The following is a 26,748-nucleotide window of genomic DNA, read 5'->3' on the forward strand; positions in this document are numbered from 1 at the left end:
TAAGTTAGATTTAGACCCGGATTTGATTTTAAATCACCCTAACCTTCCTTCAGTCTTGTCTTATGGTACTCTGGCTGGTTAAAAACTGTCCGGAGTATTGATATACACTCGTTTGTACGAACAATGTTGCCGAGCTTTTTATCCTCTCTCACTGGATAACTTCTGCCAACTAATGTCTACTTATAGAAATCTATAGCCTTTCGAGCTCTCATATGAGGTACTCATGGGCATAGGCCTCCGTGGCCTCCGTGGGCATAGGCCTCCGTGGGCATAGGGCATACCTCACTTTTTTGAGAACCGCTATAGTTATTTAGGGAGCATCGGCAGCTTGCCCTAAAATCGCTCGCCCAGCAATCTTTGTCGCACCCCCTCAGCGATTTTCTGCCCCAGATATTCGGGAATTAAACTTTCATTGGGCCCCAACAAGTAGAGAATTAGGCGAGTTCGCCCCCGCCAAACCAGCAAATTAGCATTTACTACCAACAAATCCTCTTGCCAGATGGCATACATAACTTTGTAAAAAAGTCCAGGTTGATTATCTGCTTCAATCAGCAAAGCTGGCAAGTGGAAAACCGGATCGACGTAGAATTCAGTTGCCACATCTTCTAAACCCGCGTCTAAATTAAATTCCACCGCCAACATCTCTTCAACCTCAAAATGTCCCGCCAATGCCTCTCGAACGGCTCTACAGACATTTTCTGCTGTTTTATCTGCCAGTACCTTGCCACCGCGAGATACGACCAATTTGATAAATACCAGCATGGGCGGGTAAATTTGACCGTACAGACTCAGACTGTGAATCGTCAGCCCGTAGGCCGCGAGCACTCCAAAAATATCGCTCAGTAGAAAAGACTGGTTCCGGTAAGCAAAATGCAGGGCACTTTTGTTACCTTCGGCTCGGATTTCGATGACTGCTTGCCGAGTTTTGTAAAGCTGGTAAGCTAATTTGAGGTTTTGCAACTGAATTTCGCTGCTGACAAATTGCTCATAAAACTGCGGAAACGCTCGGTTAAAGCGCTTGAGAAGTTCTAGTGTAGATGGTTTTAAACCCGAAGCCATAATTGAGGAGAAGGTGCGGGAGATATACTGGTATTGACTCTTCCATGCCTTATGGCAATGGGATTTTCGATTCGACGATTCGACTTAAATTGTGCCCGTCTCCTCACTAAAAGCAAAAGTCAAATCTGTCTGAGAACTTATCACGAGAATGTCACCGTTGCGCCATTCCAGTGGTATTTTCCACCAAGGGTATAAGTTCCGGCGCGATCGGCGGCACTCAAAAGAAGCATTTCCCAATATGCCTCTGTCCTGGTTCGGCAACAAATTTTACCTTAAAAGCGGGTTCTCCGGGCACTGGCTAGCAGAACAGTTCTACCAAACTTGACAGAATCAAAAAAGCGCAGACTCAATGTTGGACGACAAATCCCTGTTTTCGGCGTAAGATGAGTGTACCGTAAACTGTTCCTCAAGAGGCTACCGGCAATTGCTCCTACGCCGATCGGAGTGGGTTTATCTGTCGGGTTCTCTTTCTCGTCGTCCAACTTCTACTACCTTAACCGCGCCTGCATGGGTTTTTGGAAAAACTTATTTAGTAGTTCTGAGTCTGCCTCTGTACCCCAAACAGCGGATTTTGAGGAAGATGTGGCTGTTGGGTTAGGCGATCCGCTTTCCCCAACGTTTCGCAAACCCGCCAGCGGCAACGCTCGCATCTTTTTCAGTTGCGATCGGGACATTGACCTCTATGAACTCGAAGAACTTTGTAATGCAGTGGGTTGGTCTCGCCGTCCCCTGCGTAAAGTCAAAAAAGCTATTGTGCACAGCTTCCTAGTCGTCTCTATGTGGGAGATGCGGGGCAGCCAGCGACGGCTGGTGGGTTTCGCCAGAGCGACTTCAGACCATGCTTTTAATGCCACGCTTTGGGATGTGGTAGTTCATCCCGACTACCAGGGCAAAGGCATGGGCAAGGCGCTGATGAAATACATCATTAAAAAACTCCGCAGTGAAGATATCAGCAACATTACCTTATTTGCTGACCCTCAAGTGGTGGATTTTTACCGCAATTTGGGCTTTATGTCCGATCCAGAGGGGATTAAAGGTATGTTTTGGTATCCTGATTAGCGAGCCAGGTGCAGGTTGGCGTTGATTTGTTGAGGATCTACAATACAATATTGACGCTGACAACACCGAATGCACCTGTGCGCTGCGGTCAGTTACCCGTGGATGTATCTCGGCATCACGGCCGTTATGAAGCTGTGCAAGTATTGTCAGTCGATTTGAGCAGAGCACTATAGGAGTCAGGGGCGGGTATCGGTTTTGGGGTGGGGTCAAACCGCACACCCTGAAAAAAACTTCGCCTTAGCTGCATCGAGAGCTAAATATTTAATAAAGCTTGACAAGCAAGCGGTTTTGTGTGTTAATGGTTAGAGGTTAGCTAACTATAACACCGGGATGTAGCGCAGCTTGGTAGCGCGCCTGCTTTGGGAGCAGGATGTCGCAGGTTCAAATCCTGTCATCCCGATCGCACAATGTTAAATAATAGATTGAAGCAGAACTGTCTCTGATGTTTACATTTCGTCAAAATGAAAACAAATTGAGGCAGTTTTTGCCGATCGTGCTAAGTCGCCAGTCTTTGCGTTAATGTGTTTCAGGATCGCTCCTGATGGAAAAAACATGAAATCATTAGTTCGTTTGGGCGCAATATTGGGAATTGTCGGCAGCACTCTGCTGGGCCCCTCCCCAATTGGCAAGATGTCTGCACTGGCACTGCCGGAGCCGCAAATTTTGGAAAAATTGCGCTCGGTGCCGGTATTTACGATTACAGACGCTCAGGGTGCGCCCCTGATCGCTTCTGTTCCCAAGCAGGGTCAGGGTCAAACTGGTAATGCTTCCGTGGCGGGAATTTTCATCAGCCAGAAAGACGCTCAAGCTTTTGTCGATCAACTGAAAACCAGAAATCCTCAGTTGGCGGCCACGGTGCGCGTGATGCCGGTGTCGCTGGGGGAAATTTATCAGATCACTCAAGCAAATAAAGGCAAGCCGGAGGAAGTGCAATTTGCTTTCGTTCCCGCTCCGCAGCAGGTGCAGTCGGCTAAAACTGTACTTCAGCAGACTGGTCAACAAGTTAACGAGTTCAACGGTGTACCTCTGTTTTTGGCCAGAGGCGGTGCGGAAAATGGTTATTTGACGATTCAGCGGGGCCAGCAAGAGGTGATTCCCTTGTTTTTTAACAAGGAGGATTTACAGGGAATGGTCGATCGTTTTAAGCAGCAGCAACCGAACGTGACCGCCACAATTAAGATTGAGGTGGTGAACTTGGAGAGCGTTTTGGAAGCTTTGCGTACTGAGAACGACCCGTTTTTGACCCAAATGATTTTGATTCCGTCGCGGGAGTCGCTGGAATTTGTGCGATCGCTCCAACCGGCCGGTGCGGGCCAAAATCCACAGGTTGCTCCGGCTCCAGCTCCGGCTCCAGCTCCGGCTCGGCCGACTCGCTAATATTTAGTCAGTTGACAGTTGACAGTTGACTGTTAACTGTTGACAGTTGACTGTTGACCACGAATTTCAAAGGTGGTACCCGCCACGTGATTTATCCGTGGAATCAATCCCAAATCGAAAATCTAAAATCAGAAGAGCCCCCGCATTTATCCGTGGGGTCGCCTCTAAAATCGAAAATCGAAAATCGAAAATCGATTGACTGTTGTCATTAGTTACCAATTCCCGATGCCCGATGCCCGATGCCCAATTCCCAAAAAGTCTTATGTTTGTTTCTGGTTTAGAGCTTTGGCAGTGGGCGAATCAAGCTAAAACCGAGGCGAGAGCCTCTGACATTCCCCTAGCAGAAATCGACTGGCTGCTGCAAGAGCTGGCCGGTTTGGATAGGTTGGCTCTGCGTTTGGAGTCGTTTAAAGATTTGCCAAAAATTGAATTAAAGTTGTCTTTATCGGAACTTGCTCAATTGTGGCAGCGGCGCTTGCAGGAACGGGTGCCGGTGCAGTATTTAACGGGAGTTGCACATTGGCGGCATTTTTCGCTCAAAGTAACGCCGGCGGTGCTAATACCGCGTCCTGAAACGGAATTGCTGATCGATTTGGCTGTGGAAGCTGTTAAAAGCCGTTTAGAACCAGAAAATATCAATCAAAAATCAACCCCCCCCAACCCCCCCTTACTAAGGGGGGGAGAAGATTTAAACTTCTCCGAGCTTCGGGGGGGAAAATTTGCCAAATCGCATTGGGTGGATTTGGGGACGGGCAGCGGGGCGATCGCGATCGGCTTAGCTTCTGCGTTGACAAATGCTAGGGTTTATGCGGTAGATTGCAGTTCGGAAGCTTTGGCAGTTGCTCGACTGAATGCTGAGAATTTGGGCTTTGAATCGCGAATTAATTTTTATCAAGGTTTGTGGTGGGAACCCCTAGAATTTCTCAAAGGTCAAGTCAGCGGCATGGTGTCTAACCCCCCTTACATTCCCAGCAGCACGGTGCTGACTCTGGAACCGGAAGTTTTGAAGCACGAACCTCATCTGGCCTTAGACGGCGGTTTTGACGGGTTAGAGTGCATCCGGCATTTGGTAGAAACGGCTCCCGATTATTTAGAATCGGGGGGTGTTTGGTTGGTTGAGATGATGGCGGGACAGGCTGAGGCGGTAGCTGATATGCTGCAAAGTCACGGGAGTTATGGCAAAGTTCAGATATTTTCTGATTTAGCAGGGATCGATCGGTTTGCCTTAGCCTACCGTCTGTAGGTTTCAAGAATATGTCGTACTTCTAAAATCTCAAATCTCAAATCTCAAATCTCAAATCTAAAATGGCATGACACAAGTTGCGATCGACTCCTTAATTCAAGGGGCAATTTCTGGTAATCATATCGTCAGTTTTCCTACAGATACTGTACCCGCTTTGGCTGCGCGGCCCGATCGCTCGGAGTTGATTTTTGCAGCTAAACGCCGCAGTCAAGACAAACCGCTGATTTTGATGGCAGCATCGGCCAAGGCTTTGTGGCCTTACGTGCAGGGGAGTCCAGCAGAGTTAAAATTGTGGCAGCAAGTGGCCGAATCCTATTGGCCGGGGGCGTTAACTTTGGTACTGCCGGCTTCGGCAAAAGTCCCGGCGGCCATGAATTTGATCGACCCAACTACCATCGGAGTACGAGTTCCTGACTTTCCCCTTGCGCTCAAGATTCTAGAGCAGACAGGCCCTTTGGCTACTACCAGTGCTAATTTATCCGGTCAGCCGCCTCTGGAATCTGTGGCAGAAATTGAGGCTCAGTTTCCCGAAGTCTTGACATTAGTTCCTTCTGAATTAGCAACAGCGACAACAGCTTCGAGTTTGCCTTCGACTGTGGCTAAATGGAGGGGCAGCGAGTGGGAAATATTGCGACAAGGCGCGATCGAGTTAGAATGCTAAAAGCTAAACTCCAAGGCAAAGCAATATGGCGCCGATCGGCTGGAGCAACTTTATATATTTAGGTATGGGACTGGGGCTGGGTTTGGGAAGCAGTTTGATTTGGCGCCTGCGGCAAAAAAGCTCGCAACAGCCCGAACCGGCGCCCAAAGTAGCCCCACCTCCTCAAGAAATTCATTTAGAGAAGTTTGATGCCCTTTCCGAGCAACTTAAGCAAACTCAATTGGCTTATCAGATGGCATCGGAGATGAGCCAATTTAAGGCGGGTTTTTTGGCTCGGACTTCTCACGAGTTGCGATCGCCCCTGAGCACTATGATTGGTACGCTGCAATTAATTCTCTCGGATTTGTGCGACGATCCTGCTGAGGAACGAGAGTTTGTCGAGCAAGCTCACGCCGCGGCACTCAAGCTGGTGAAATTAATAGATGAAATTATCTCTGTTGCTAAAACTGAACACGGCACTGAAAGGATGGATATTGAGCCGATTCAGTTAGCTAAGGTTTTTGACGAGGTTGATGATTTAACTTACTTGCAAGCTGCTAATCGCGGCATTCGTTTGGAGATATTGCCGCCAGATCCGGGGATTTATGTATTGGCAGATTTGCCGAGGTTTAGGCAAGTTTTAGTCAATTTGGTAGATACTGCTGTTGCTCAGATGGAGGAGGGGAGTATTTCTGTTTCGGCGCATTCTTCGCCGGAATCTGGATACGTTCAAATTTGGGTGGACGATCAGCGTTCAGTGAGTGCTTGGAGCGAGTCTTGGGATTTGCTGAAGCACGATTTGGAGTGTGATGTTACCAAGAGCAGTGATAATTCTCAGGTGTCTTCTGGAATGAGGTTATTGATGAATCAGACTCTTTTAAGTTTGATGAGCGGAAAGTTGGAGGTTCTGGCGGTGCCTTCTGAGTCCGAAGAGTGCAATTTTAACCGGACTCAGTGTTCTATTCCTTTGGCAACTTTCTGATGAAGAAAGTTCGGCAACGAGCAATCTACGGGATTTAATAGACATAGGAGTGAAAAGCCTGTCTTGAACAGGCTTTCCGGCCTGTTCCACAAGAATTATTGGAGATGTCTAATAGGGAGTAAGGTGCGCTGCGACGCACCCTACATATTATAGATTTTGGTGCAATTTTTGTGCGTATTTAACAATTAGCAGTTAGCAATTCGCCGTTGCTAATTTCTAATTCGAGATTCTCTTCTAGAAGCTGATTTTCAAGTACCATTGTGGTGCTAGCGTTTTGCTGAAAACCGATGCGCTCGTAGAAGCTTTGTTTGTAAGTTGTCATCAGGTAAACTCGCTCTACTCGGCACATCCGAGGGTGACTCAAGACGGTTTGCACTAATTTGCGGCCGAGTCCTGCACCTTGGTAATCCGGGTGAATGGCGACATCCCAGATGGTAGCTCGATAGATGCCATCTGAGGTGGCTCTGGCAAAGCCGATCGCCCGTGAGCCGTCCCAAACTGTAACAACTGGTTCGCTGTTGGCGATCGCAATTTCCCAATCTTCTATCTTGCGTTCCCTCGCCCAAAAGGCGGCGGCTTTAAATAGTTCTTGGATCTGTACGATGTCGGCGCGATCGCGACCTATACAAAATTGAATGTGACTGGAATCCCTAGTCGTTGATGTCATGCTCAATCTGCCTTGAAGTTGTATCTCAACTGTGTTACTTTTACTGTTTTACACGAGTGAAAGTTGATTTTGCGTGGGAACAATCAATGATTGAATTCCCGATTTACAAAACTATTTTTATTCATACATATTTTTTAACTAATTTCGGTAATTATTAATACTTTTTGGGGCAAATTTTGAAAAAAAGTCTTTGAGTCAAAATTCCCAACTTATCGGAAAGTTGGGTTTAAAACCCCGTTATTCTAGAACGGCTTTAATTTCTTAAATCTATTCTAAAAAATCAGGGAATTGCTGGTTTTTTGTAGTATACTGCAAAAGTCAAGGTTAAACTCCTTTGCCATCGTGAAACAGTTAAGACACACTTTTAGGCACAAACTGGGGACACAGAGCGGCGAAAACTCTTAAAACAGCTAGGGGATTAATACATCCTCGTTACCAGAAAACAAAGAACTTTTTCATTTGTTAGGTAGGGTAGGGCATATCCGAACTCTAGGTTCACTATCCTAGTACGCTTTTGGAGACAGACCCTCTGGGGTGTTGTGAGTTAAGCTCGTCAATTGGTAGTATTTCCTACGGTTGAAAAGTTTAAGAATTGCCACGAGGACATGGCGCTTAAAGGTTAGTCGATGAATTAAGAATCCCCACGCCTTTAGGCTGGGGAGTGTCAAAACTCATACCATTTGATATTTGAGATTAGAGATTTTAGATGGGAATGACTGATTTTTTAGGGGTTGGGAGTTTGTCTACAGAGAAACCGGGTTTTTTCATAGCAATACTTCGTTACAACTGAAATAATGTTGCACCATTCTCAATAAGCTTTTTATGAACAGGCTTTCCGGCCTGTTCCACAAGAAAATTCACTCTTTGTGGAACAGGCCGGAAAGCCTGTTCCTGAGAATGGTGCAATATCTCAGTTACAGCCCACTGAAACGGTAAAAACCCGGTTTCGAGGCGTCGTGTATCGGTAAGCGTAAGCTATAGCTAGTGTCTTGCCTAATTGCTCAAAAATCATCTATCGAGAGAGGTGTTGACTCCACAAGAACACGCGAAAATTGTGATGTGGAGTCAAATCTCTAATCTCTAATCTCAAATCAAGTGAATCAGTTTTGCAGCCAGCGGGCGGCGTCTTTGGCGTGATAAGTCAAAATCAAATCACAACCAGCACGCTTGAATCCTGTCAAAGTTTCCATCACTACTCTTTCTTCATCTATCCAACCGTTGAGGGCGGCGGCTTTCACCATCGCATATTCTCCAGAAACGTTGTAAGCAGCAACTGGCAGATTAGTTGCTTCCTTCACGCGCCAGATGATGTCCATGTAAGCTAAAGCGGGTTTAACCATGAGCATATCTGCGCCTTCGGCAATGTCGAGAGCAATTTCTTTCAGAGCTTCGCGGCCGTTTCCTGGGTCCATTTGATAGGTGCGCCGATCGCCAAATTGCGGAGCAGACTCTGCTGCATCCCGGAATGGGCCATAATAAGCTGAGGCGTATTTTGCCGCGTAAGACATGATAGGAATATCTTCAAATCCAGCGGAGTCCAATCCTTCGCGAATTGCTCCGACAAAACCGTCCATCATTCCCGAAGGTGCGATAATATCTGCACCGGCTTTAGCTTGAGCAACTGCGGTTTTCTTCAGCAATTCTAGTGTGGGATCGTTCAAGACGCGGCCGCTTAAATCTCCGACTTCCAAATAGCCGCAATGACCGTGACTGGTATATTCGCACAGACAAGTATCGACCATGACGATTAAATCTGGTACGGCTTTTTTAACTGCTTCCGTCGCTTGTTGAACGATGCCACAATCGTGCCAAGCACCTGTAGCATCTGTATCTTTGTCTGCGGGAATGCCGAATAAAATAATAGCGGGAATGCCGAGGTCGTAGACTTCTTTTGCTTCTTCTACTATTTTGTCTACCGATAGCTGGTAAACTCCGGGCATCGATGTGACTTCTTTAGCAAAAGCTTCCCCCGGTACGGCAAATAGGGGGTAAATTAAATCGCTGGTTGTCAAGATATTTTCGCGTACCATCCGGCGGAGTTGGGGATGGTTGCGGAGGCGGCGGGGGCGGTGAGTTGGAAACATAATGTTTTTTTTACGGTAGATAAAGCCCTGTTTTCTAGGACTCGTGGCGCTTCTTTAAAAGTCTAGAGCTTATTGTTGGCCGATCGCCCTGGACTTAAGTAAACTTCTGTAAAACCCGCGATGTCCATTGTTCGCAGTCAGGAATGCAAGTCATTTCTAGCCTTTCCCGTTCCCAGACACAGCCCTAACGCTGCTTCTTGGATCTGTTGGTACGGATATCTCGCTGGCTTCATACCTATAACCAGGCTGCCCAGAAGCGAGGATAGACTGTAAATTATAAATGTATCGAATAGTAACGGTCTTATGTACAAGCAACTAATTTCAAAGATGAAACCGCTTTTGAAATCACTATTTGCGATCGGTCTGGTACTGACGCTAGCCCTCGGTAACGCTGACGGAGCTCTGGCTGCCCGCAGCGGCGGACGCATCGGCGGCGGATCTTTTAGTGCTCCGGCGCGCAGTTACTCGTCTCCTAGTCGCACTTACGCGCCGTCGGGAGGAGGCTACTACCCGGGTGGTGGCTTTGGAGGTGGGTTCGGTTTCCCGTTCTTGCTGCCGTTTTTTGGCTTTGGGGGCGGGTTTGGCGGCCTGTTCTCGATTTTGATTTTTATTTCGATCGCTAATTTCCTCGTCCAAAGCTTCCGCCGCGCCGGGGGCGGAACTGACGAACTCGGCAACAGCGCCCCGACTAGCACCGTATCTGTCGCCCGCTTGCAAGTTGGTTTGCTAGCAGAGGCCCGCGGTTTGCAAGCTGAACTCGACTCGCTAGCGCGCAAAGCGGATACCGATACAGCGGCCGGTCGTGCTCAAGTGCTGCAAGAATCTACTCTGGCGCTGCTGCGGCATCCTGAATACTGGGTTTACGCGGGTGCTGAATCTGTGCAAACTCGCTTGGAAGCAGCCGAAGCTAAGTTTAATCAACTTTCTTTGGCAGAACGCAGTAAATTTACTGAAGAAACGCTCTCGAATTATAACAATCAGCTCCGGCAAGCAGGGAGCAGCAATATCCTGCCAGGTTTGCAGGAAAATGGGGCGCTGGTGGCTTCTGATGTGAATTCAGATCCTGGGGAATTTATTGTGGTGACGGTGATTGTCGGTACTCAAGGTAAATTGCAATTGCCAGCAGTGAAAAACTCTGAAGATTTGCGCCAAGCTTTGCGTCAGATTGGGGGAGTATCGAGCGAGCAGTTGCTGGCGGTTGAGGTGCTGTGGACTCCTCAAGCGAACGGGGACACTCTGACTGCTGACGATATGTTGGCCGGCTATCCTGATTTGCGATCGATTTAGTGAGCAAGACTGGGCGCGGAGCATTGTCTCCCGCGCCCCATCCGGCACCAAAGCTGGGCGGGTTAACCCAATTGCTTTTGAGACGGGAATTTCGCGGGAGGTTGGGGAGGTCGATCGAGTAAAAAAAGATTGTTTAACAAATGCTAGTATTGAGAGATCATGCTTCAGCATGATTCATCTGCTATTGGCAAAGCCTGCCCGATATGGGTTTTGCGAAGAAGTTAGGCAAGATAAAAAAACTGTATTGAGCGAGGACTGCTTCGGAAGAAGTGGCGATCGCGCCCATCTAAATTTTATATAAAGAAGAAGCGATCGAGAGCTAAAACTTATGGCCGACAGCAGCAGAAAAAAAGCACTTTTTATTTTGAGCCAGTTAAATAATGACGATATCAACTGGATCGTTCAAAAAGGCAAAAAGGAAGTTCTAGATCCGGGCGGGATTTTGATCCATGAAGGGAGACAGATAGATGCGCTCTACATTGTTTTGAATGGGAGTTTGAGCGTTTTAATCGAGGCTGAGCGGACTAGAGAACTCGCTAAAATAGCCAGCGGAGAACTGGTGGGAGAAGTCTCTTTCATTGACGCTCGCCCTCCTTTGGCAACGGTAAAGGCGATCGAAGAAACTCACTTGCTGGCAATTCCTAGGCGGCAGTTAGTCATCAAACTTCAAAACGATATGGGCTTTGCATCCCGGTTTTATTATGGAATTTCACTGTGTCTGGCAGACAGGATGCGCGGTACGATCAGACATATAGAATATGGTCGCAATATTGAATTAGATCAACCAGAATTTGAACGCGAGGATATCAATCCTAACGTTCTGGAAAATTTGGCGCTAGCTGAGGCTAAGTTTAATTGGCTGAGGGAAAATGTTAAAGCTTGAGGAATTTTAAGGGGTTTTTGAGCTGGGTGTGAAAACTCGCCGATTGATACGGTAATTGAGAGATGTACGATGTAACTCACATTTTGCACCATTCTGAAGAACAGGCTTTTCGGCCTGTTCCACAAAAAAATTCATCTCTTGTGGAACAGGCCGAAAAGCCTGTTCCTAAACAAGTAATTGAGAATGGTGCAATATCTCAGATGTAACTCACATCTTGCACCATTCTCAAGAAAAGGGTTTCCGGCCTGTTCCACAAAGAATGAGTTTTCTTGTGAGGAGTAGGGGTTGGGCAGGAGAGCCCGCCCAAAAAAGGATTATTGATATTGGTGCAATATCTCAAATGTAACCTCTCAACTCAAAAAACAGATGTGGAAAACAAAATAGGGGCGGGTTTTACCGGAAATATCGATCGATAATTGCCGGAACTATAAAAACCCGCCCCTGTGCTTTGCTGTTGCAACCTCGCGCGCTGAAACGCAACTACCCAGCACACAATCTAGATAATGCCCGGCCCTTTGCCACGGGTGTCTGCATCCATTGTCAGTTTTCCTTCCTCGCCTTTTTTATCTTTGATTTCTGCGAGAATTCGAGCGCGTTCTGCGGCTTCGGCTTCTTCTTTTGCTCTCAAATCGCCCGGTTCGTTGATGTACATTTCCGGTTCGATCGCGTAATTGTTAACCAGACCTTCTTTGTCTACTGTATAACCATCTGTAGTGTGAATGCTTTCGTCATCGGTTTGGTCATCAGTTTTTGCACTTTTCTGCTTCGCTTCGGTGGTTGTGTGCATGAAGTTAGAGCCTTCCCGTTCTTGCCGCGCTGCTGTCTCCGCAGGAGTAATGCCCCTGTCGTAGTGGGGGGCTTCCATATTGGCTTCGATTTGTTCGTCGGCCGGTGTTGATTTGCTAACTTCTTCTTTGGGGGGTATTGGTTGGCGATTAGTCATGATTTATTCCTGAGTTATCTTTTCAAAAAGGTCTTTGGCTTATGTTTAAATATTAATCCCAAGCTAGCTCATTCACAAACTATCTTTGGTTATAGTTTGCGAAAAATTGCGGTTAGGGAAAATACCTTTATTGAGTCTTCCTCAAGAGTGAGAAAATTCTGTTTTTATTAAAAATTTCACTATTTGCGACTATTTGGCATCTATCTAAAGATTGGGAATTGGGAATTGGGCATCGGGCATCGGGCATTGGTAACTAATGACAACAGACAACTGTCAACTGTCAACAGACAACTGTCAACAGTCAACTATCAACTGACTTTACGATTCTTTAAAGAAGCGGATGATTTCGCGGACGTGGTTGAGAAATTGTCCGTCATCGGTGAGTTGGGCGATCGCACTTTCTGCATCTCTTCTCAGTTTAGTGTGCTCTGCCTGATTTGTCGCTTGCAAAGACTGTAGAGATGCGGATAAAGTAGTTAATTCTCTTCTCATAGCTTCCCGTTCCCGATTTTGGACAGCCACCCACGAATTCGGATTGTCTGAACTTAATTGATTGCTCAAATCTTTAACTGTAGATTCTAACTTTGCAAAGCGGCTGCGGAGTTCGACAATATCTTCACGGGGGTACAAAAATTGGCGGCGGATAGTTGTCAGCCGCTGGGCTAAATACTGATAACCTCGGATAGCTGGACGCAGTACAGTTAACAGCAGTGCAGCAGCGGAACTGAGATAGCCAATAGCACTAATTCCGGCGGCGGCTAGGGCGTAAAGTGCGATCGCGCTAAACAGGTGAAGTGCGATCGCCACAAAGAGCGATCGGCTAACTAATACAGTAACGTATTTGACTTGTTCCTGATCGACAGCAATGTTTTTTTTAGTCGATTCTGCGGCTTGCGCTAAAACTTCTTTAGCTTCAAAATGGATATTCCAGGGAACTGTAACTATCAGCAACAGCCATTCAAAAATAGCAATGGCAATTATCCAATCAATAAAACTGCCGGCGGAGACGTGCAGCCATTGCAGAATGGCAAAAACTAGCAGCAAAAATATGCCTGTGGCGGCACCAAAACCTGCGAAAGTGTAATACATAGCGATCGCCTTGGTGGAATGTTGTTTTGATTGTGGGTAGGTGGTTTAGGTCTGGAGTAATAAACTGTGACAGTTAAGTGAGCGTCCTATTAATCCCGGTTCCTTAGTTATGAGTAATAGTGCGGGTTAAGGGTTGCTAGAAACCTGGCTTTTTCCCACAAATACTTGCTCTCCCTGAATCGTGGAATGTTGTTTTGATTGTGGGTAGCTTGTTTAGGTGTGGAGGAATAAGCTGTGACAGTTAAGAAATCGTCCTATTAAACTCAGTTTATTAGTGAATAGTAATACTCCGGGACACCAAGATTTCCCGATCCCTGGTTTGTTTCAGGAAAATATATCGGCTTTAACCCATCAATCAGAGTTAAATGAAACGGTTTGTTTTTTGGGAGTGCGTAAATCCTCAATAATTAGTCATTCGGGATTAAGTAGAGCGACACGAAAAAACTTGACAATGTAACAAAATGTAAAGGAATCACAGCCTCTGGGATTGCTTCATTTCACTGGCAATGACATACTTATGTTTTTTGCAGTTTGTCTACTTCGCGATCGGGATGAAGTCAATCGATTTTAGATTTTAGATTTTAGATTTTAGATTGAAGCATTGACCCCACGGATGAATCCGGGGGCTTGTATCCTGGATGCTTTGGGTCACTTTCTCCCCAACTCATAATTTGAGATTTATTTGAACTTTGAGATGGCAATAGCTTATTATGTATGGGTTTGCAGATTGTATACAGTTGCATTCATTTTTTGAACTGGTATCACTAACGGCGTTACGCGGTGCTAGAAAAGCAGGAATCTCAAAACGCTCCCCTCTATCCATTTTTCTGTCCCAGAGGTGCTAAATCACCTGTAGCTGAGATAAACTGATTTGGAAGTAGATCGCGCGTTTTGCAAGTTGCCTCTGTGTAACCGAGACACTGCTACTGCAACCTGTCATCAGCCACACCAAAATAGGTGCCAAAATTAACTCTACAGTCTCCGATTTCCATTAACAGCGCGTCTACAATCTAAAATCAAAAGTGAGCAGCAAGGACAAACCGATGGCGAACTCAACTCTTGGCCTAGAACATCAACTTTACGATTATCTGTTATCTATTTCTCTGCGGGAGCCAGATATTCTCGCTTCACTACGGGAAGAAACTGCTAAACATCCTATGGGGATGATGCAGATTGCTCCCGAACAAGGTCAGTTTATGGAGCTCATGGTGCAGCTTATGGGAGCGACAAAAACCTTAGAAATTGGCGTTTTTACTGGTTATAGCTCGCTGTGCGTAGCTTTAGCACTGCCTCCTAACGGTCAGATTATTGCTTGCGATGTCAGCGAGGAATATACTGCGATCGCACGACGCTATTGGGAAGCTGCGGGCGTTGCTAATAAGATTTCTTTGCAGTTGGGCCCAGCAATAAATACTCTGGACAAACTAATAGCCGAGGGACAAGCTGGAACCTTTGATTTTGCCTTCATCGACGCCGATAAAGAAAATTATGAGGCTTATTTTGAGCGATCGCTGCAACTTGTACGCAATGGCGGTTTAATTGTAATTGACAATGTTCTGTGGTCTGGACGAGTTGCTGATCCTCAAGTACAAGACGAAAGTACCACCGCCATTCGTAGTTTCAACGACAAATTGCGTAACGATCCCAGAGTTACTCTCAGTGTTGTCCCCATTGCTGACGGACTGACTTTGGCATTGAAACGCCGTTGGGCTACTCTGATGGAACCTGAACAGCATAATTAAAGAGTTATTTGCGGTTTGTGGTGGATTTCTAAGGACTCCTACAAAAGCTATGAAGAAACCGAATTTCTGAGTCAAGCTTCGGGGATAAAACGGATAATTTTTTTTCAGAAACCCCGTTTATGCGTTCAGGACGGTTTTTATTTGCTGCAAACCGCGAAGAAATAACAATATAATATTATATCTAAACAACGTAATTAATTGATTTGAGGCGTAACTTCGGGTGTCTAATTTACAACTAAAATTACCAATTCACGAAACTTTTCAGTGTACTGTTCAAGGCGAAGGTTACTGGACGGGGACTTTAGTTGATTTTATCAGATTGGCCGGTTGCCCTGTGCGGTGTCCTTGGTGTGACACTGGTTATGCCAATGGGGGCAAAGGTTTGCCGTCTATACCGCAGTCGATCGCACAATTGCTCGCTCAATTGCAGTCTCCGAGAGTTGTCATTACTGGCGGCGAACCTTTCATTCACCGCGATTTGCCTGAGTTAGTACAAGCTTTGTTAGAAGCCGATAAGCAGGTGAGTATTGAAACTTCCGGTGCTTACTGGCAAGATGTTTCGCCGCTGGCTTGGATTACTCTTTCTCCTAAAGAACACATCAGTCCTAAATATCCAGTAAAAGAGATTTTTTGGACTAGAGCTAATGAAATTAAGTTGGTAGTTAGCACTGGCGAAGAAGTTGACTTTTATCACAAGCATTTGGCAAGTAATGTGAATATCCCGGTTTTTTTGCAGCCGGAATGGAACTCAAAAGTTTCAGGAATTCCGATTATATTGGAAGTGCTGAAACAAAATCCTAGTTACAGGTTATCTTTGCAAACTCATAAGTTTATTGGCGTGCAATAGTTGGATGATTTAGACACAGATCGGAAAAATTTGGTATCGCCAGAGAAGAGGTGGAATATGTGCTAAAATGAAAGCAGCAATTTATGATATTATGAACGTAATGGAAACAACTACAGAAACTCCAATGGGAAAAGTTACAACAACGCTAGCAATCCAAAATCTGATAGATCAGGCTGATGCCGAACGGGGCATGATTCCGATCGAGCAAATCAGGTCTGTAACGCTGGAAAATGTTTTAGTGGATACGGGCGCGACAACTTTATGTTTGCCGAAAGATCTTATTGCTAGACTTGGTTTGAGAATTCTCAAGCAAGTAGTTGTGGAAACAGCTACTGGCATTAGTGAAGCGAGGATTTTTCAAGATGCCAAGATTTCTCTGTGCGGGCGCGAAGGCACTTTTGAGTGTCTGGAATTGCCAGAGGGTAAAACGCCACTTTTGGGGGTGATTCCGATGGAAGCGCTGGGAATTGAAGTCGATTTGAAAAATCAAAGATTGAAGATTTTGCCCGACGGGCCGACGGAAACTTATTTGACAATTCTTTGATATTCTTGAGTTTGGATGCCAGCAATTCGATCGGCAGCGCTAAGATGGTTAAGCACTGTTTTGCACTACTCTCATGTCCCAACGCGCCGAAACCTCAAACAGCCAGCCAAGTGCATCCCGCAACGGGCATAATGTGACGAATTCTCACTCTAACAACCAAAATACGATTCGGGTTCGCGGTGCGAGACAGCACAACCTGAAAAATATCGATCTGGAACTGCCGCGCGATCGCCTGATCGTTTTTACTGGTGTCTCCGGTTCTGGTAAGTCTTCCCTGGCTTTCGATACAATTTTTGCCGAGGGCCAGCGCCGCTACGTCGAGTCTCTCAGCGCCTACGCGCGCCAGTTTTTGGGACAGTTGGACAAACCGGATGTGGACGCGATCGAGGGGTTGAGTCCGGCTATTTCGATCGACCAAAAGTCAACTTCTCACAACCCGCGATCGACTGTTGGCACTGTTACAGAAATTTACGATTATCTCAGATTGCTGTACGGCAGAGCCGGCGAACCGCACTGTCCGATTTGCGATCGGTGCATTGCGCCGCAGACAATTGATGAAATGTGCGATCGAGTCATGGCACTTCCCGACGGCACTCGCTTTCACCTTCTGGCACCAGTTGTGCGCGGAAAAAAAGGCACTCACCGCAAATTATTGTCGAGTTTAGCTGCGGAAGGATTTATTCGCGTCAAAGTTAACGGAGAAATTTTAGAACTTTCGGAAAATATCGAATTAGATAAAAATCATACGCACAATATCGAGATAGTTGTCGATCGGTTAATTAAAAAACCCGGTTTAGAAGAACGTTTAGTTGATTCTCTGGCAACTTGTTTGCGCCATTCTGAGGGAATTGCGATAATTGAAGAGTTACCGACTGAAGAAAATTCTCAACCACAGGGGCCGATCGTATTTTCTGAAAACTTTGCTTGTCCCGAACACGGCGCAGTAATGGAAGAACTTTCCCCCCGGTTATTTTCGTTTAATTCGCCCTACGGCGCGTGCCAAAACTGTCACGGTTTGGGGAGTTTGCGGACTTTTGCGCCGGAGTTGGTAGTTCCCGACGAGAAAGCGCCTCTTTATTGTGCGATCGCGCCTTGGTCAGACAAAGACAATTCCTATTATCTCTCTTTGCTTTGCAGTATTGCTGATACTTGCGGGTTTGATATCGACACTCCTTGGTATCGATTAAAGCCCGAACACCAGCGGGTAATTTTGTACGGCAATGAGTCCAAGGGAACCTCAGAAAGTAAGAAGCGAGACGGCAACACCACCGATTTTAGGAGAGATTTTAATGGCGTGATTTCCATGTTGCAGCGCCAGTACGACGATACTGGTTCTGATTTGATTAAGCAGAAGTTGGAACAGTATCGGGTCGATCGCTCTTGCGAGGTTTGTCACGGCAAACGCTTGAAACCCGAGGCGCTTTCGGTGCGGTTGGGACAGTACGGAATTGTAGATTTAACCAGTATTTCGATTCGCGAATGTCGGGAACGAGTAAATAATTTGGGATTGAGCGATCGGCAATTCCAAATATCCGATTTAGCCCTGAGAGAAATCAAAGCAAGGCTGCAATTTTTGCTCGATGTCGGGTTAGATTACCTGACCTTAGACCGCGCAGCAATGACGCTTTCTGGCGGAGAAGCGCAGCGAATTCGGCTGGCGACTCAAATCGGTTCTGGTTTGACTGGTGTTCTCTACGTTTTGGACGAACCGAGCATCGGACTGCATCAAAGAGACAACTTTCGCCTGCTGCAAACCTTAACAAAATTGCGCGATTTAGGCAATACTTTGATTGTCGTAGAACACGATGAAGAAACCATGCGAGCGGCCGACCACATTGTCGATATCGGGCCCGGCGCCGGCGTTCACGGTGGCAAAATTATATCGGAAGGAAGTTTAGAAAATTTGCTAAGGGCAGAGGAATCTTTGACTGGTGCTTATTTGTCGGGTAAGCGAGTAATTGAAACCCCTAATGAAAGAAGAAAAGGCAACGGCAAAGCTCTCTCAATCATAAATGCGACGCGCAACAATTTAAAAAATATTGATGTAGAAATTCCCTTGGGAAAACTCGTCTGCGTGACAGGCGTTTCCGGTTCGGGAAAATCCACTTTAATCAATGAATTGCTGTACCCGTCGCTGCAACACTATATCACCAAAAAAGTACCTTTACCACCCGATATGGACGCCCTCAAAACTAAAGGCGAACGCTCTCTAGAGGATGTGGTTGATAAAGTAATTGTAATTGACCAATCTCCCATCGGTCGTACTCCGCGCTCTAATCCCGCTACTTACACGGGAGTCTTTGATGTGATTCGGGATTTGTTTGCCGAAAGCATTGAAGCGAAGGCCAGAGGTTACAAAGCGGGGCAGTTTTCTTTTAACGTGAAAGGGGGAAGGTGCGAAGCTTGCGGCGGCCAAGGCGTGAATGTGATTTCGATGAATTTTCTGCCCGATGTTTACGTGCAGTGTGAGGTTTGCAAGGGTGCAAGGTACAACCGCGAAACGCTGCAAGTTAAGTACAAAGGCAAGTCGATTTCTGATGTTTTGAACATGACCGTAGAGGAATCTTTGGAAATGTTTAAAAATATTCCCAGGGCGGGCGCCAGACTGCAAACTTTGGTTGATGTTGGTTTGGGTTACATTCAGTTGGGACAGCCGGCGCCGACGCTTTCTGGGGGCGAAGCGCAGCGGGTAAAATTGGCAACGGAACTGTCGCGCCGCGCTACTGGGAAGACGCTTTATTTAATCGATGAACCGACGACGGGTTTGTCGTTTTATGATGTTCACCATTTGTTAAATGTGCTGCAAAGATTGGTGGATAAGGGTAATTCAATTTTGGTAATCGAACACAATTTGGATGTGATTCGGTGCTGCGATTGGGCGATCGATTTAGGCCCCGAAGGGGGAGATAAGGGCGGCGAGATTATTGTGGCGGGGACGCCGGAGGATGTGGCGGCAAATCAGAGGTCTTATACTGGGAAGTATTTGCAAGCGGTTTTGCAGCAGCATCCTTTGGGGGAGGCTGTAGCTGTTAGCTAATAGTAACAACTGTTACGCAATTATCACAATTAGTCAAGTGCGTCAGATATTTAAACCTTCAATAATGGTTTAAGAAACTCACCTGACGCACCCTACAATTAAAATACTCGAAGAGTGAAGCCTAAAAAACAGTAATCAAGCATCAAGATAGCTTATTAATAAATTACAAATCTCTTCCGTTAATGGTATTTTTGTTTCTATTTCTAGCCAAAGGTATTGACCAAAAGGATTATTTTCTAAAAATACATATTCATTGTTGGGAGTCACAATAAAATCCATCGCCCCATATAATAGTTTTTGCTCCTCCAAAAATTCGATGCAGAATTTTTCTATTTTTGCCGGTAGTTCAAAGATAGAATGTGGATTAATTTGAGTATGGAGTCGCCAATCAATTTTGGTCTCTTCATGGGCTTGTGAATCGATTTTAACGGCAAATACCTTTTTACCAATAATTGTAATCCTTAATTCAAAAGCTTTTTCGATATATTCTTGCAATTGAGTAGGCGATAAAGAAATGTTTTTATAGAATTTATAAAAATCATCTTTGCCAATCTTTCTTGACGGTATTCCTTGATTGATACCGTCGATCGTCACATTTCCAGTATAAATCGTTTTAACTAAAATCTCTTCTCCGCACTCTATAAAAAACTCTTTTGCTGTTTCTGGTTGGGTGGTTATCAGTGTTTTGGGGATTTTGATACCGTATTTATTGGCCAGTAAAAGTTGTTGAAATTTAACTTTTGCTTTATTGGCGATAAATGGATCGTTTATCCATTTTATACTGGGTATAGAGTATAGTATATTGACAAAAGCCTTTGTTTCTGAAGCTATAAACTGTTCCTCTGTAGATTCAGCAATTTTACCAAAAAAATCAAAATCAGGTTTTCTCAACCATGCTACTTTTAGTTTTGCTAAATTTAATATTCTACCAAGTTCGTCAGTAATCTCTCCATTCCATAAACCATTTTCATCAATGTAAAGATTTACCTGATATCTCCGAAGCAAATCTTCTGAATTTAACCTGAAAACTTCAATCCCTTTTTTATATAGGTTTCTAATAACTTCATCACTGTGGACATCCTGCTTATTCGTAAAAATTAAGAGCATATTTAATTTATCACATCGTTTTTGGGAAATAAATCAGGTCTGGTGGTCAACTGATATTGATGGTTCATATCAGGCTTTTTCTACTGACAATCCCTAACACCTTAAAGGGGTACGAGAGAATGCCCCGCACTCCACCGTACCGTATAATCAATGTTGTTTAATGCAGAAAGCCCGTGGTTTTCAACTAATGCCACTGTCAGCTTTAAGTATCAGACTCCTTTGAATCATCTTTACTCGAAAAAACACCGGTGAGAGTATCACGATAGGTCAAGGAAGTACCAGCAGCGGAAACAGGAATATTCGAGGTTTGAGTTTTCGGATCATAGGATTGTGTTAGTATCTCTGAATCCTTAATCGCTTCATCATACAATGCTTGGTCGAGTCTCTCTACAAAACTTAGGGTAAAAGGCACCGATCTTGCTGTTTCATCCAAAGTTTGTGTTTTCATATGATTTATTCTTGAAAATTGGTTAACATTTAAGATTGTACTTTCTAATTTTTAGACTGGGGTGGCATTTAATAGGAAAATTGATAGTGGGACTTGGTGTGATATAGTGTCATTGGGTGCTAATCTTTAGTAACCTTTTACAAAACTTAACTTTTCGTGGCAAAAAGTGGGTTTTGGTGGCGAAACTAAAAAGATTGAGTGAGGTTAAAAATATATGGACATTCAAAAATTGTCAAAATGGACTGGTAGGGTCGAACGGGGTATCGCTACCCCGAACTCCCATGCAAAACCGGACGTGATAGTTTCCCATCATCCGGCTCCTCGACTGTTTGGCGCTTGTCATGCGTACCTCTTTCCCATTAAGGGTTAGGGGGCTAGAAATAAGATTCATCACTTCTCATCTCCCACTCTTTTGGTTCCCATTTGGCGTGAGTAATGTCGTGGCAATGTCTATGTACTGCTGTCAGATTTGTCTTCTTGTTGTTGCTTCTGTTTCTATCTATGTGATGTACTTCGATTAGACAATCTGACGTGAAGTACAGACCGCAGTGCGAACACTTCCCATCTTGCTTTTTAATAAGCTCAGATAATTGTTTGGGAGTTTCAGGGTATTCCCCTTTTCGCTTGCTCCAGTAGACCCAATCTCCGTCATAAGGGCTTCTTTCACCCTTCACCTTTGTGTGCCTGGTTATTGGAGTATCGCCATGCTTGGCTAGACAATGCTTGCCGTTTTTTGTGGCGAATACCCAATTATTATTTCCCTTGGTTGTCCAAGTCTTGTCGGCGCTTTCATGACGGTAAATTGCCCATCCTCGTATTTGCTGATAGACGATGTGGTCTGCAAGTTGGAATATATCTTTGCTGCAAACCGTTTTGTAATAGTTCGACCAGCCCCTTATCACGGGGTTTAGTGTTGCAATTAAGGCATCTCGCGATGAACCTTTGTGCTTATCGATTAGGTCGCCTACTTTAGATAGATGGACTTTCAGCTTTTCCTTGGATGGTGTGATGATGGTTTTAAATCCCTGCTTAGACGCATACTCCCCTACCTCGAACTGTCTAACATTAAATCCGAGGAAGTCGAACCCTATGTTGCCTCCTTCATCAACTAGAGTGTGTGAGAGTCTGGTTTTTTCGGGTTTTAATTCCAAGCCAATGCCACTGAGCCATTCTGCTGTTATCTGCATACATCTTTGGACGACGGCTTTATCTTTGTGTAGAATTACAAAGTCATCAGCATAGCGAACTACTGTTAGGGTCATTCGCTTAGAGCGTTTGCTCTGTTGTCTGCCGTAGTTATTTTTCATCTCTACGGTTTCAACGTATTGGAGTAGCCGATTTTCCAAGCCGTGGAGGGCGATGTTTGCTAGCAAGGGCGATATAACCCCGCCTTGCGGCGTTCCCTCAGATGATTGACTGAACCCTTTCTTTTTATTGCGATTAGCGTATTCGCTCCAGTCAATCACTCCCGCTTTCAACCATGCCCGAATTTGACGGCGGATGGTGGGGAATGTATTTAATTTTTCTAGCAGCGCTTCATGGTTTATTCGGTCGAAGCATTTGGCAATGTCGGCATCTAGCACGTATTTCGGCTTCTGCTTGATTGCTCCATATATTGCTTCGATTGCGTCGTGGCATGACCGCCCTGGTCGGAATCCGTAGCTGTTTGGCTCGAATTTTGCTTCCCATTCCGGCTCTAAGGCTGCTTTTACCAGAGCTTGGGATGCTCTGTCGTTCATTGTGGGTATCCCTAACGGGCGTTTTTCGTCTCTACCAGGTTTGTCAATCCAGACTCTCCTGACAGGTTTAGCCTTTTGGTTTAACCTCAGTTGGCGTACAAGTTCTAGCCTTTGTTTGGGGATTAAACTCTTAATCCCATCTATTCCAGCCGTCTTCTTGTCGGGTAAGAGAGCATACGTCGCCGTATCTCCCTCCCCTAAGAACCGGACTTGACAGTTTCCCATCATCCGGCTCAAGCCTCCAAAACCTCAGAACGTTTGCCTGTATGTTCATGCCTGTGACAGGCTTTGTGAAGGTGGACAAGGTTTTCCGCTTTGTCCGTGCCTCCGTCTTTCACCCGAATCTTGTGATGGGTGTGCAGTTCTTCTCCATTGAACAAGTGTTCACCGCATACTGGACATTTCCAATTTTGGTTAACCGCTACGTTATAGAGTTTTGAGCCTTTGGCCCAGTACGATTTCCCGTATTTGGATTGGCGGTCTTGCCAGTATTTGGTGAGTGTTGGGTCGTCGGGAGATGCCGTGTCTTTGACTTTGACATGGCGTACTATGGGGATGTATGCCAGCTTCGGCAGGGTTATTAATGTTTCCCTACCATGTCTGTTCAAGAAGGGTTGGGCAAAGTTCCACTTCGTCCCGTTGATTGTTTTGAAGTATTTTTGGGCTACCCAACCTTTCCCCTTTTTCGGGTGTCTTCTTAGCGACCACTTCCACAGCATTTGCCATATTCGGTAGTCTACGTAAGAAAACGTCTCCTTACTGACCTTGTGCTTGTAGTAGTTCCCCCATCCTCTAATGATTGGGCTAAGGTGCTGGATAACTGCCGTTGCTTTTACCGTTTTGTGTTGATTCAGCCATTGTTGAATTCCAGACAGGAATTCTTTGACCTTTTCTTTTTGCGGTTTAATTAAGCATTTACCCTTGTAATGTCGGACATTGAACCCTAAGAAATTGAAGCCCTCATTAATATGAGTGATTTGGGTTTTATCCGCATTAAGTTTTAAACCCCTCTGATTTAGCCATTCTTCTAGGATGGGTTTAATGGCTTCCAAATCCTCACGATTTTCTGCGGTGATGATGAAGTCATCAGCGTAGCGAACAAACCCATATTTGGGTTTGTGTTCCCTCTCTGTTCTTTTTCTACCTGTTGAGTCGGTATATTTGTACTCCTTCGTCTTTTTATATTGGCTTAGGAGTTTTTCCATTCCGTCGAGAGCTATATTTGCCAAAAGGGGACTTATAATCCCTCCCTGTGGCGTTCCGCTTTCTGTATCGTGGAATATTTCCGCCTCTACATATCCTGCTTTTAACCACTGTTTGATTAGCTCTTTACCAGGGATTTCTCCTATGGCATTGAGCAGGTATTCGTGGCTAATATTGTCGAACGCCCCTTTTATATCTGCGTCCAGTATCCATCTGTCATTTCCCTGAGCGTTTAGTCTTATCCATGTCTGCTCAATTGCGTCATGGCAACTTCTGCCTGGGCGGAAGCCATAGGACTGGGCTTCAAATCTGGTTTCCCAGGCTGGTTCTAGGGCATTCTTAACAATTGCCTGTGCTATTCGGTCTTTGATTGTCGGGATACCTAATGGTCTTTGTTTTCCGTTAGCTTTCGGTATGTATACCCTTTTCGTTGGGCGAACTTTCCATAAGGTGTATTCTTTACTTTCTCTGACCAATTTCACTCTTTCCTCTGGAGTTAGAGCCGTCTGACCATCGATGCCAGCCGTCTGTTTCCCTTTGTTTTCTTGAGTGACTCTTCGCACTGACAATAGCAGGTTGGAGTAACTGCGAAGCATCAGTTTCATGAGGCTTCTAACCTTATTCCACTGACCGTTCTGGGCTGCTCGGTAGATTCTCCGTCTCAGGTTTCTGACACGCTTTTTGATGAGCTTCCAATTGATGGATGCCCACCCCTTGAGCGGTTCCTTCGTTCCGATGTCATTGCTGACTCTATCTTTCACGTTGGTTCAATTCCTTTACGCAAAATTTACCGTTGAAGACCCGCTGGAAGTCTGCCATCTTTCGATGCGGGGCAAAGCCTGAACCCCTATCTTCCGCATTACCAGAAGCGTTCGCTTTCTCCAGCATCCCCTACCCTCTGGATAATTCCGTTTTCCTTACGGTCAACCTACTCATGCCATCGACCTGGCTTGAGAATCCATAGGGTTTATCGTGTTTCGTACATTTAACCTTCGACCGATTTGGGTTCCACCTATATTCCGGTGAGAGTTTCGCTCTCTCGTTACTAGCCACAAGGCGCTGCCAGTAACCTACTCACTTGCCTTTTTGGCTAGAGTGTATCAGCCTGATTTCACTCTTTAGACATAACGGAATCTACGGTGATTCACATAACGTTAACCCTTTTCAGTCTTCCCCTTGCCCTTTCACCGAATTAGGCTATCAGTTGCGGGGCTTTCATGCCTTGCATTCCAACAGGTTCATTACTTACTTCTGTTGTAGGCGGAGTGCGACACTCTTTTATGTGGGGACGGAGAGAGAGAGTTCTCCGGGAGAGGCGGCTCTCCAGTTATTCAGCGCAGATGCGCCTAATGTACGACCTCACGTCGCACGCCCCGATTATCCTGAGTTACCCGACGAACGGCTAGTGCCTTAGCCGACCAAGACCTCATCAAAGTCTTTTGAAGCCTACGGACTGCTTTGACATCCCCACGTTGAGAGGCTTTGAATATGCGCTTTTGCAACTTAAAGACTATCCTCTGTATTTTTTTCCAGTTGATATCCTTCCATTCCACTTCTGTCTTTATTGACTCAGTATTAGACGTATTCATTGCTACTTGTTCCTATTCATTTCCAAACAATCGTGAATCTGTCAGCGTATCCTCGCCATTACAGCGAGGCATTGGCTTTTGATTCAATCCTGACCCCGTACATCATCTGGCTAGCTACCTACTCAGGCATCGACCTTCGTGAGAGATGTATGGGGGTTATCCCGTTCCTAACGACCATTGATTGAATCTTTAGAGCGATGCTATTCACCGGGTTTATGGGAAATGCTTTGTTGGTCGGCTCACCGCCCGCCAACTCCCTATCCTTGCCCTTTTGGGACTCCCAGTGTGATCAACCTATTTCACTGGTTATACCTAACGATGGTTTAGACACATCTTCGCTTGCGCTGCTCATGGATTCCTGCTCGAAGGGATTCTCAGTTAGGTTGCCGAGTTACCTCCTTTTTACCCCGCTTTACCTCTAGGGTTGCTACGCCTAGAAATAGGGGTAATGCTTTCACCACTGCACCTGTGGGGAGGGACTTACACCCTCAAGGTCGTTAAGTTGTCAAGGTTCATTTCAGCCCATACGAAAGGCTGATTCCTTGCTCCGCCTACACTTTAAGCCGCTAGGCTTTCCGTTTTCGCGGAAACGGGTCGCACGATGAACAGGTATTCGCTAAAACAGGACAACATCTTGATTCTTTACAAAAATCTATATTAGAAAGTGTTTTACAACGTCAAAATTTTCATAAAATTGCGGGAAATAATGGTTATAGTTACGATCACATTAAAAGAGAGGGAGCAAAATTATGGAAACTTCTCTCCGATGTTTTTTCAGAAGATATTGAACAAAAGAATGTTCGTTCTATTTTAGAAAATAAAGCTGGTTCTACTATCAATAATTTCGGTAATGCTTCCCACACTATTAGTAATTATATTAATAGTCATGTTAATATTTGTAGAGAAAATTCTCAATCTTTAGAGGATATAGAAAAGCGATCGCCCTCTTCCCAAGTCCAAAATCAACTCCCAATCATTGATCTAACAACAGCACCAGAATTAAACTATAATTACGGGCGTAATTCAGAAATTCATATTCTTAAAGAATGGATTTTAGAAGATAAGACTAGATTAATTACAATTTATGGATTGAGTGGTATCGCAATACTCCGGACAGTTTTTAAAGAGGAATGCGATCACAATAAAATAGAGAAGTGAAAAAAGTGAGTGCGATCTGAA

The 26,748-nt window shown here is 45.3% G+C and carries 22 protein-coding genes, 1 tRNA gene and 1 pseudogene; 13 read left to right on the plus strand and 11 right to left on the minus strand.

Annotated elements, in window-relative coordinates; all coding sequences use genetic code 11:
* Positions 1-333 precede the first annotated feature (333 nt).
* Both QUB10_RS28955 and QUB10_RS28960 read right to left on the minus strand, forming a co-directional pair.
* Complete coding sequence (locus QUB10_RS28955) at positions 334-1,059, minus strand: hypothetical protein (RefSeq protein WP_006631881.1); 726 nt, start codon at positions 1,057-1,059, stop codon at positions 334-336.
* Positions 1,060-1,143: 84 nt separating this feature from the next.
* The gene (locus QUB10_RS28960; RefSeq protein ID WP_333157763.1) at positions 1,144-1,320 is read right to left on the minus strand and encodes a hypothetical protein; all 177 of its coding nucleotides are present in this window, start codon (positions 1,318-1,320) and stop codon (positions 1,144-1,146) included.
* A gap of 246 nt (positions 1,321-1,566) precedes the next feature.
* Between QUB10_RS28960 and QUB10_RS28965 the strand changes: the two genes are divergently transcribed.
* From QUB10_RS28965 to QUB10_RS28990, 6 genes are all read left to right on the plus strand, one after another.
* Positions 1,567-2,118 carry a GNAT family N-acetyltransferase gene (locus tag QUB10_RS28965; protein ID WP_242725747.1) on the plus strand — a complete coding sequence of 184 codons (552 nt, stop codon included), beginning with the start codon at positions 1,567-1,569 and terminating at the stop codon, positions 2,116-2,118.
* Positions 2,119-2,444: 326 nt separating this feature from the next.
* Positions 2,445-2,518: transfer RNA gene (locus QUB10_RS28970), tRNA-Pro, on the plus strand.
* A 152-nt stretch (positions 2,519-2,670) separates the two neighbouring features.
* Positions 2,671-3,495 carry a Tic22 family protein gene (locus QUB10_RS28975; RefSeq protein WP_333157765.1) on the plus strand — a complete coding sequence of 275 codons (825 nt, stop codon included), beginning with the start codon at positions 2,671-2,673 and terminating at the stop codon, positions 3,493-3,495.
* A gap of 262 nt (positions 3,496-3,757) precedes the next feature.
* Complete coding sequence (locus tag QUB10_RS28980; protein ID WP_333206680.1) at positions 3,758-4,738, plus strand: HemK/PrmC family methyltransferase; 981 nt, start codon at positions 3,758-3,760, stop codon at positions 4,736-4,738.
* Positions 4,739-4,805: 67 nt separating this feature from the next.
* The gene (locus tag QUB10_RS28985) at positions 4,806-5,399 is read left to right on the plus strand and encodes an L-threonylcarbamoyladenylate synthase (protein WP_333206669.1); all 594 of its coding nucleotides are present in this window, start codon (positions 4,806-4,808) and stop codon (positions 5,397-5,399) included.
* A 25-nt stretch (positions 5,400-5,424) separates the two neighbouring features.
* Positions 5,425-6,360 carry a HAMP domain-containing sensor histidine kinase gene (locus tag QUB10_RS28990; RefSeq protein ID WP_333157759.1) on the plus strand — a complete coding sequence of 312 codons (936 nt, stop codon included), beginning with the start codon at positions 5,425-5,427 and terminating at the stop codon, positions 6,358-6,360.
* 178 nt (positions 6,361-6,538) lie between these two features.
* Here the strand turns inward: QUB10_RS28990 and QUB10_RS28995 are convergent, their stop codons facing one another.
* Together QUB10_RS28995 and hemB are read right to left on the minus strand one after the other, a co-directional pair.
* Positions 6,539-7,027 (minus strand): GNAT family N-acetyltransferase, encoded by a 489-nt coding sequence (locus QUB10_RS28995; RefSeq protein WP_333053288.1) that lies wholly within the window; start codon positions 7,025-7,027, stop codon positions 6,539-6,541.
* Between the two features lie 1,100 nt (positions 7,028-8,127).
* Entirely contained in the window at positions 8,128-9,111 is a 984-nt protein-coding gene (hemB, locus tag QUB10_RS29000; protein ID WP_333107810.1) for a porphobilinogen synthase, read from the minus strand.
* Positions 9,112-9,414: 303 nt separating this feature from the next.
* Here hemB and QUB10_RS29005 point away from each other — a divergent pair, with 303 nt between their 5' ends.
* The 3 genes from QUB10_RS29005 (at position 9,415) to QUB10_RS29015 (ending at position 11,487) form a co-directional block, all read left to right on the plus strand.
* Positions 9,415-10,398, plus strand: a complete 984-nt coding sequence (locus tag QUB10_RS29005) for a DUF1517 domain-containing protein (RefSeq protein WP_333206670.1) — start codon at positions 9,415-9,417, stop codon at positions 10,396-10,398.
* Between the two features lie 328 nt (positions 10,399-10,726).
* Entirely contained in the window at positions 10,727-11,281 is a 555-nt protein-coding gene (locus QUB10_RS29010; protein ID WP_333150985.1) for a cyclic nucleotide-binding domain-containing protein, read from the plus strand.
* A gap of 62 nt (positions 11,282-11,343) precedes the next feature.
* Positions 11,344-11,487 carry a hypothetical protein gene (locus QUB10_RS29015; RefSeq protein WP_333206671.1) on the plus strand — a complete coding sequence of 48 codons (144 nt, stop codon included), beginning with the start codon at positions 11,344-11,346 and terminating at the stop codon, positions 11,485-11,487.
* A 290-nt stretch (positions 11,488-11,777) separates the two neighbouring features.
* Here the strand turns inward: QUB10_RS29015 and QUB10_RS29020 are convergent, their stop codons facing one another.
* Positions 11,778-12,224: a hypothetical protein gene (locus tag QUB10_RS29020; RefSeq protein WP_333150981.1), complete on the minus strand. Its 447-nt coding sequence runs from the start codon at positions 12,222-12,224 to the stop codon at positions 11,778-11,780.
* Between the two features lie 318 nt (positions 12,225-12,542).
* Positions 12,543-13,313, minus strand: coding sequence for a hypothetical protein (locus tag QUB10_RS29025; protein WP_333206672.1), 771 nt, complete (start codon positions 13,311-13,313; stop codon positions 12,543-12,545).
* Positions 13,314-14,356: 1,043 nt separating this feature from the next.
* Here QUB10_RS29025 and QUB10_RS29030 point away from each other — a divergent pair.
* The 4 genes from QUB10_RS29030 (at position 14,357) to uvrA (ending at position 19,483) form a co-directional block, all read left to right on the plus strand.
* Positions 14,357-15,055 carry a class I SAM-dependent methyltransferase gene (locus QUB10_RS29030; protein WP_333206673.1) on the plus strand — a complete coding sequence of 233 codons (699 nt, stop codon included), beginning with the start codon at positions 14,357-14,359 and terminating at the stop codon, positions 15,053-15,055.
* Positions 15,056-15,275: 220 nt separating this feature from the next.
* Positions 15,276-15,902 (plus strand): 7-carboxy-7-deazaguanine synthase QueE, encoded by a 627-nt coding sequence (locus QUB10_RS29035; RefSeq protein WP_333206674.1) that lies wholly within the window; start codon positions 15,276-15,278, stop codon positions 15,900-15,902.
* Between the two features lie 100 nt (positions 15,903-16,002).
* Positions 16,003-16,446, plus strand: a complete 444-nt coding sequence (locus tag QUB10_RS29040; protein ID WP_333206681.1) for a retroviral-like aspartic protease family protein — start codon at positions 16,003-16,005, stop codon at positions 16,444-16,446.
* Positions 16,447-16,519: 73 nt separating this feature from the next.
* Positions 16,520-19,483, plus strand: coding sequence for an excinuclease ABC subunit UvrA (gene uvrA, locus QUB10_RS29045; protein ID WP_333206675.1), 2,964 nt, complete (start codon positions 16,520-16,522; stop codon positions 19,481-19,483).
* 135 nt (positions 19,484-19,618) lie between these two features.
* Here uvrA and QUB10_RS29050 read toward each other — a convergent pair whose 3' ends face one another.
* The 5 genes and pseudogenes from QUB10_RS29050 to QUB10_RS29070 all read right to left on the minus strand — a co-directional run.
* On the minus strand, positions 19,619-20,590 hold the full coding sequence (locus QUB10_RS29050) for a hypothetical protein (RefSeq protein WP_333206676.1): 972 nt from the start codon (positions 20,588-20,590) through the stop codon (positions 19,619-19,621).
* Between the two features lie 202 nt (positions 20,591-20,792).
* The gene (locus QUB10_RS29055) at positions 20,793-21,038 is read right to left on the minus strand and encodes a hypothetical protein (protein WP_333206677.1); all 246 of its coding nucleotides are present in this window, start codon (positions 21,036-21,038) and stop codon (positions 20,793-20,795) included.
* 374 nt (positions 21,039-21,412) lie between these two features.
* Positions 21,413-23,005 (minus strand): group II intron reverse transcriptase/maturase, encoded by a 1,593-nt coding sequence (gene ltrA / locus QUB10_RS29060; RefSeq protein ID WP_333206678.1) that lies wholly within the window; start codon positions 23,003-23,005, stop codon positions 21,413-21,415.
* Positions 23,006-23,010: 5 nt separating this feature from the next.
* Positions 23,011-24,741: a group II intron reverse transcriptase/maturase gene (gene ltrA / locus QUB10_RS29065; RefSeq protein WP_333206679.1), complete on the minus strand. Its 1,731-nt coding sequence runs from the start codon at positions 24,739-24,741 to the stop codon at positions 23,011-23,013.
* Positions 24,742-25,350: 609 nt separating this feature from the next.
* A pseudogene (locus tag QUB10_RS29070) lies at positions 25,351-25,569 on the minus strand (reverse transcriptase N-terminal domain-containing protein); the annotation flags it as partial.
* Positions 25,570-26,748 lie beyond the last annotated feature (1,179 nt).

It is taken from the genome of Microcoleus sp. B5-D4 (assembly GCF_036705145.1).
Classification (GTDB): domain Bacteria; phylum Cyanobacteriota; class Cyanobacteriia; order Cyanobacteriales; family Microcoleaceae; genus Microcoleus.

Bases quoted from the DNA above. Each gene is read 5' to 3' on its own strand.
- QUB10_RS28985 (WP_333206669.1), top strand. From the start codon at position 4,806: ATGACACAAGTTGCGATCGACTCCTTAATTCAAGGGGCAATTTCTGGT.
- QUB10_RS29050 (WP_333206676.1), bottom strand. From the start codon at position 20,590: ATGCTCTTAATTTTTACGAATAAGCAGGATGTCCACAGTGATGAAGTT.
- QUB10_RS28975 (WP_333157765.1), top strand. From the start codon at position 2,671: ATGAAATCATTAGTTCGTTTGGGCGCAATATTGGGAATTGTCGGCAGC.
- QUB10_RS29030 (WP_333206673.1), top strand. From the start codon at position 14,357: ATGGCGAACTCAACTCTTGGCCTAGAACATCAACTTTACGATTATCTG.
- QUB10_RS29055 (WP_333206677.1), bottom strand. From the start codon at position 21,038: ATGAAAACACAAACTTTGGATGAAACAGCAAGATCGGTGCCTTTTACC.
- QUB10_RS28990 (WP_333157759.1), top strand. From the start codon at position 5,425: ATGGCGCCGATCGGCTGGAGCAACTTTATATATTTAGGTATGGGACTG.
- QUB10_RS29025 (WP_333206672.1), bottom strand. From the start codon at position 13,313: ATGTATTACACTTTCGCAGGTTTTGGTGCCGCCACAGGCATATTTTTG.
- hemB (WP_333107810.1), bottom strand. From the start codon at position 9,111: ATGTTTCCAACTCACCGCCCCCGCCGCCTCCGCAACCATCCCCAACTC.
- QUB10_RS29005 (WP_333206670.1), top strand. From the start codon at position 9,415: ATGTACAAGCAACTAATTTCAAAGATGAAACCGCTTTTGAAATCACTA.
- uvrA (WP_333206675.1), top strand. From the start codon at position 16,520: ATGTCCCAACGCGCCGAAACCTCAAACAGCCAGCCAAGTGCATCCCGC.
- ltrA (WP_333206678.1), bottom strand. From the start codon at position 23,005: ATGATGGGAAACTGTCAAGTCCGGTTCTTAGGGGAGGGAGATACGGCG.
- QUB10_RS29020 (WP_333150981.1), bottom strand. From the start codon at position 12,224: ATGACTAATCGCCAACCAATACCCCCCAAAGAAGAAGTTAGCAAATCA.
- QUB10_RS28995 (WP_333053288.1), bottom strand. From the start codon at position 7,027: ATGACATCAACGACTAGGGATTCCAGTCACATTCAATTTTGTATAGGT.
- QUB10_RS29015 (WP_333206671.1), top strand. From the start codon at position 11,344: ATGTACGATGTAACTCACATTTTGCACCATTCTGAAGAACAGGCTTTT.
- QUB10_RS28980 (WP_333206680.1), top strand. From the start codon at position 3,758: ATGTTTGTTTCTGGTTTAGAGCTTTGGCAGTGGGCGAATCAAGCTAAA.
- QUB10_RS29010 (WP_333150985.1), top strand. From the start codon at position 10,727: ATGGCCGACAGCAGCAGAAAAAAAGCACTTTTTATTTTGAGCCAGTTA.
- QUB10_RS28965 (WP_242725747.1), top strand. From the start codon at position 1,567: ATGGGTTTTTGGAAAAACTTATTTAGTAGTTCTGAGTCTGCCTCTGTA.
- QUB10_RS29040 (WP_333206681.1), top strand. From the start codon at position 16,003: ATGGAAACAACTACAGAAACTCCAATGGGAAAAGTTACAACAACGCTA.
- QUB10_RS28955 (WP_006631881.1), bottom strand. From the start codon at position 1,059: ATGGCTTCGGGTTTAAAACCATCTACACTAGAACTTCTCAAGCGCTTT.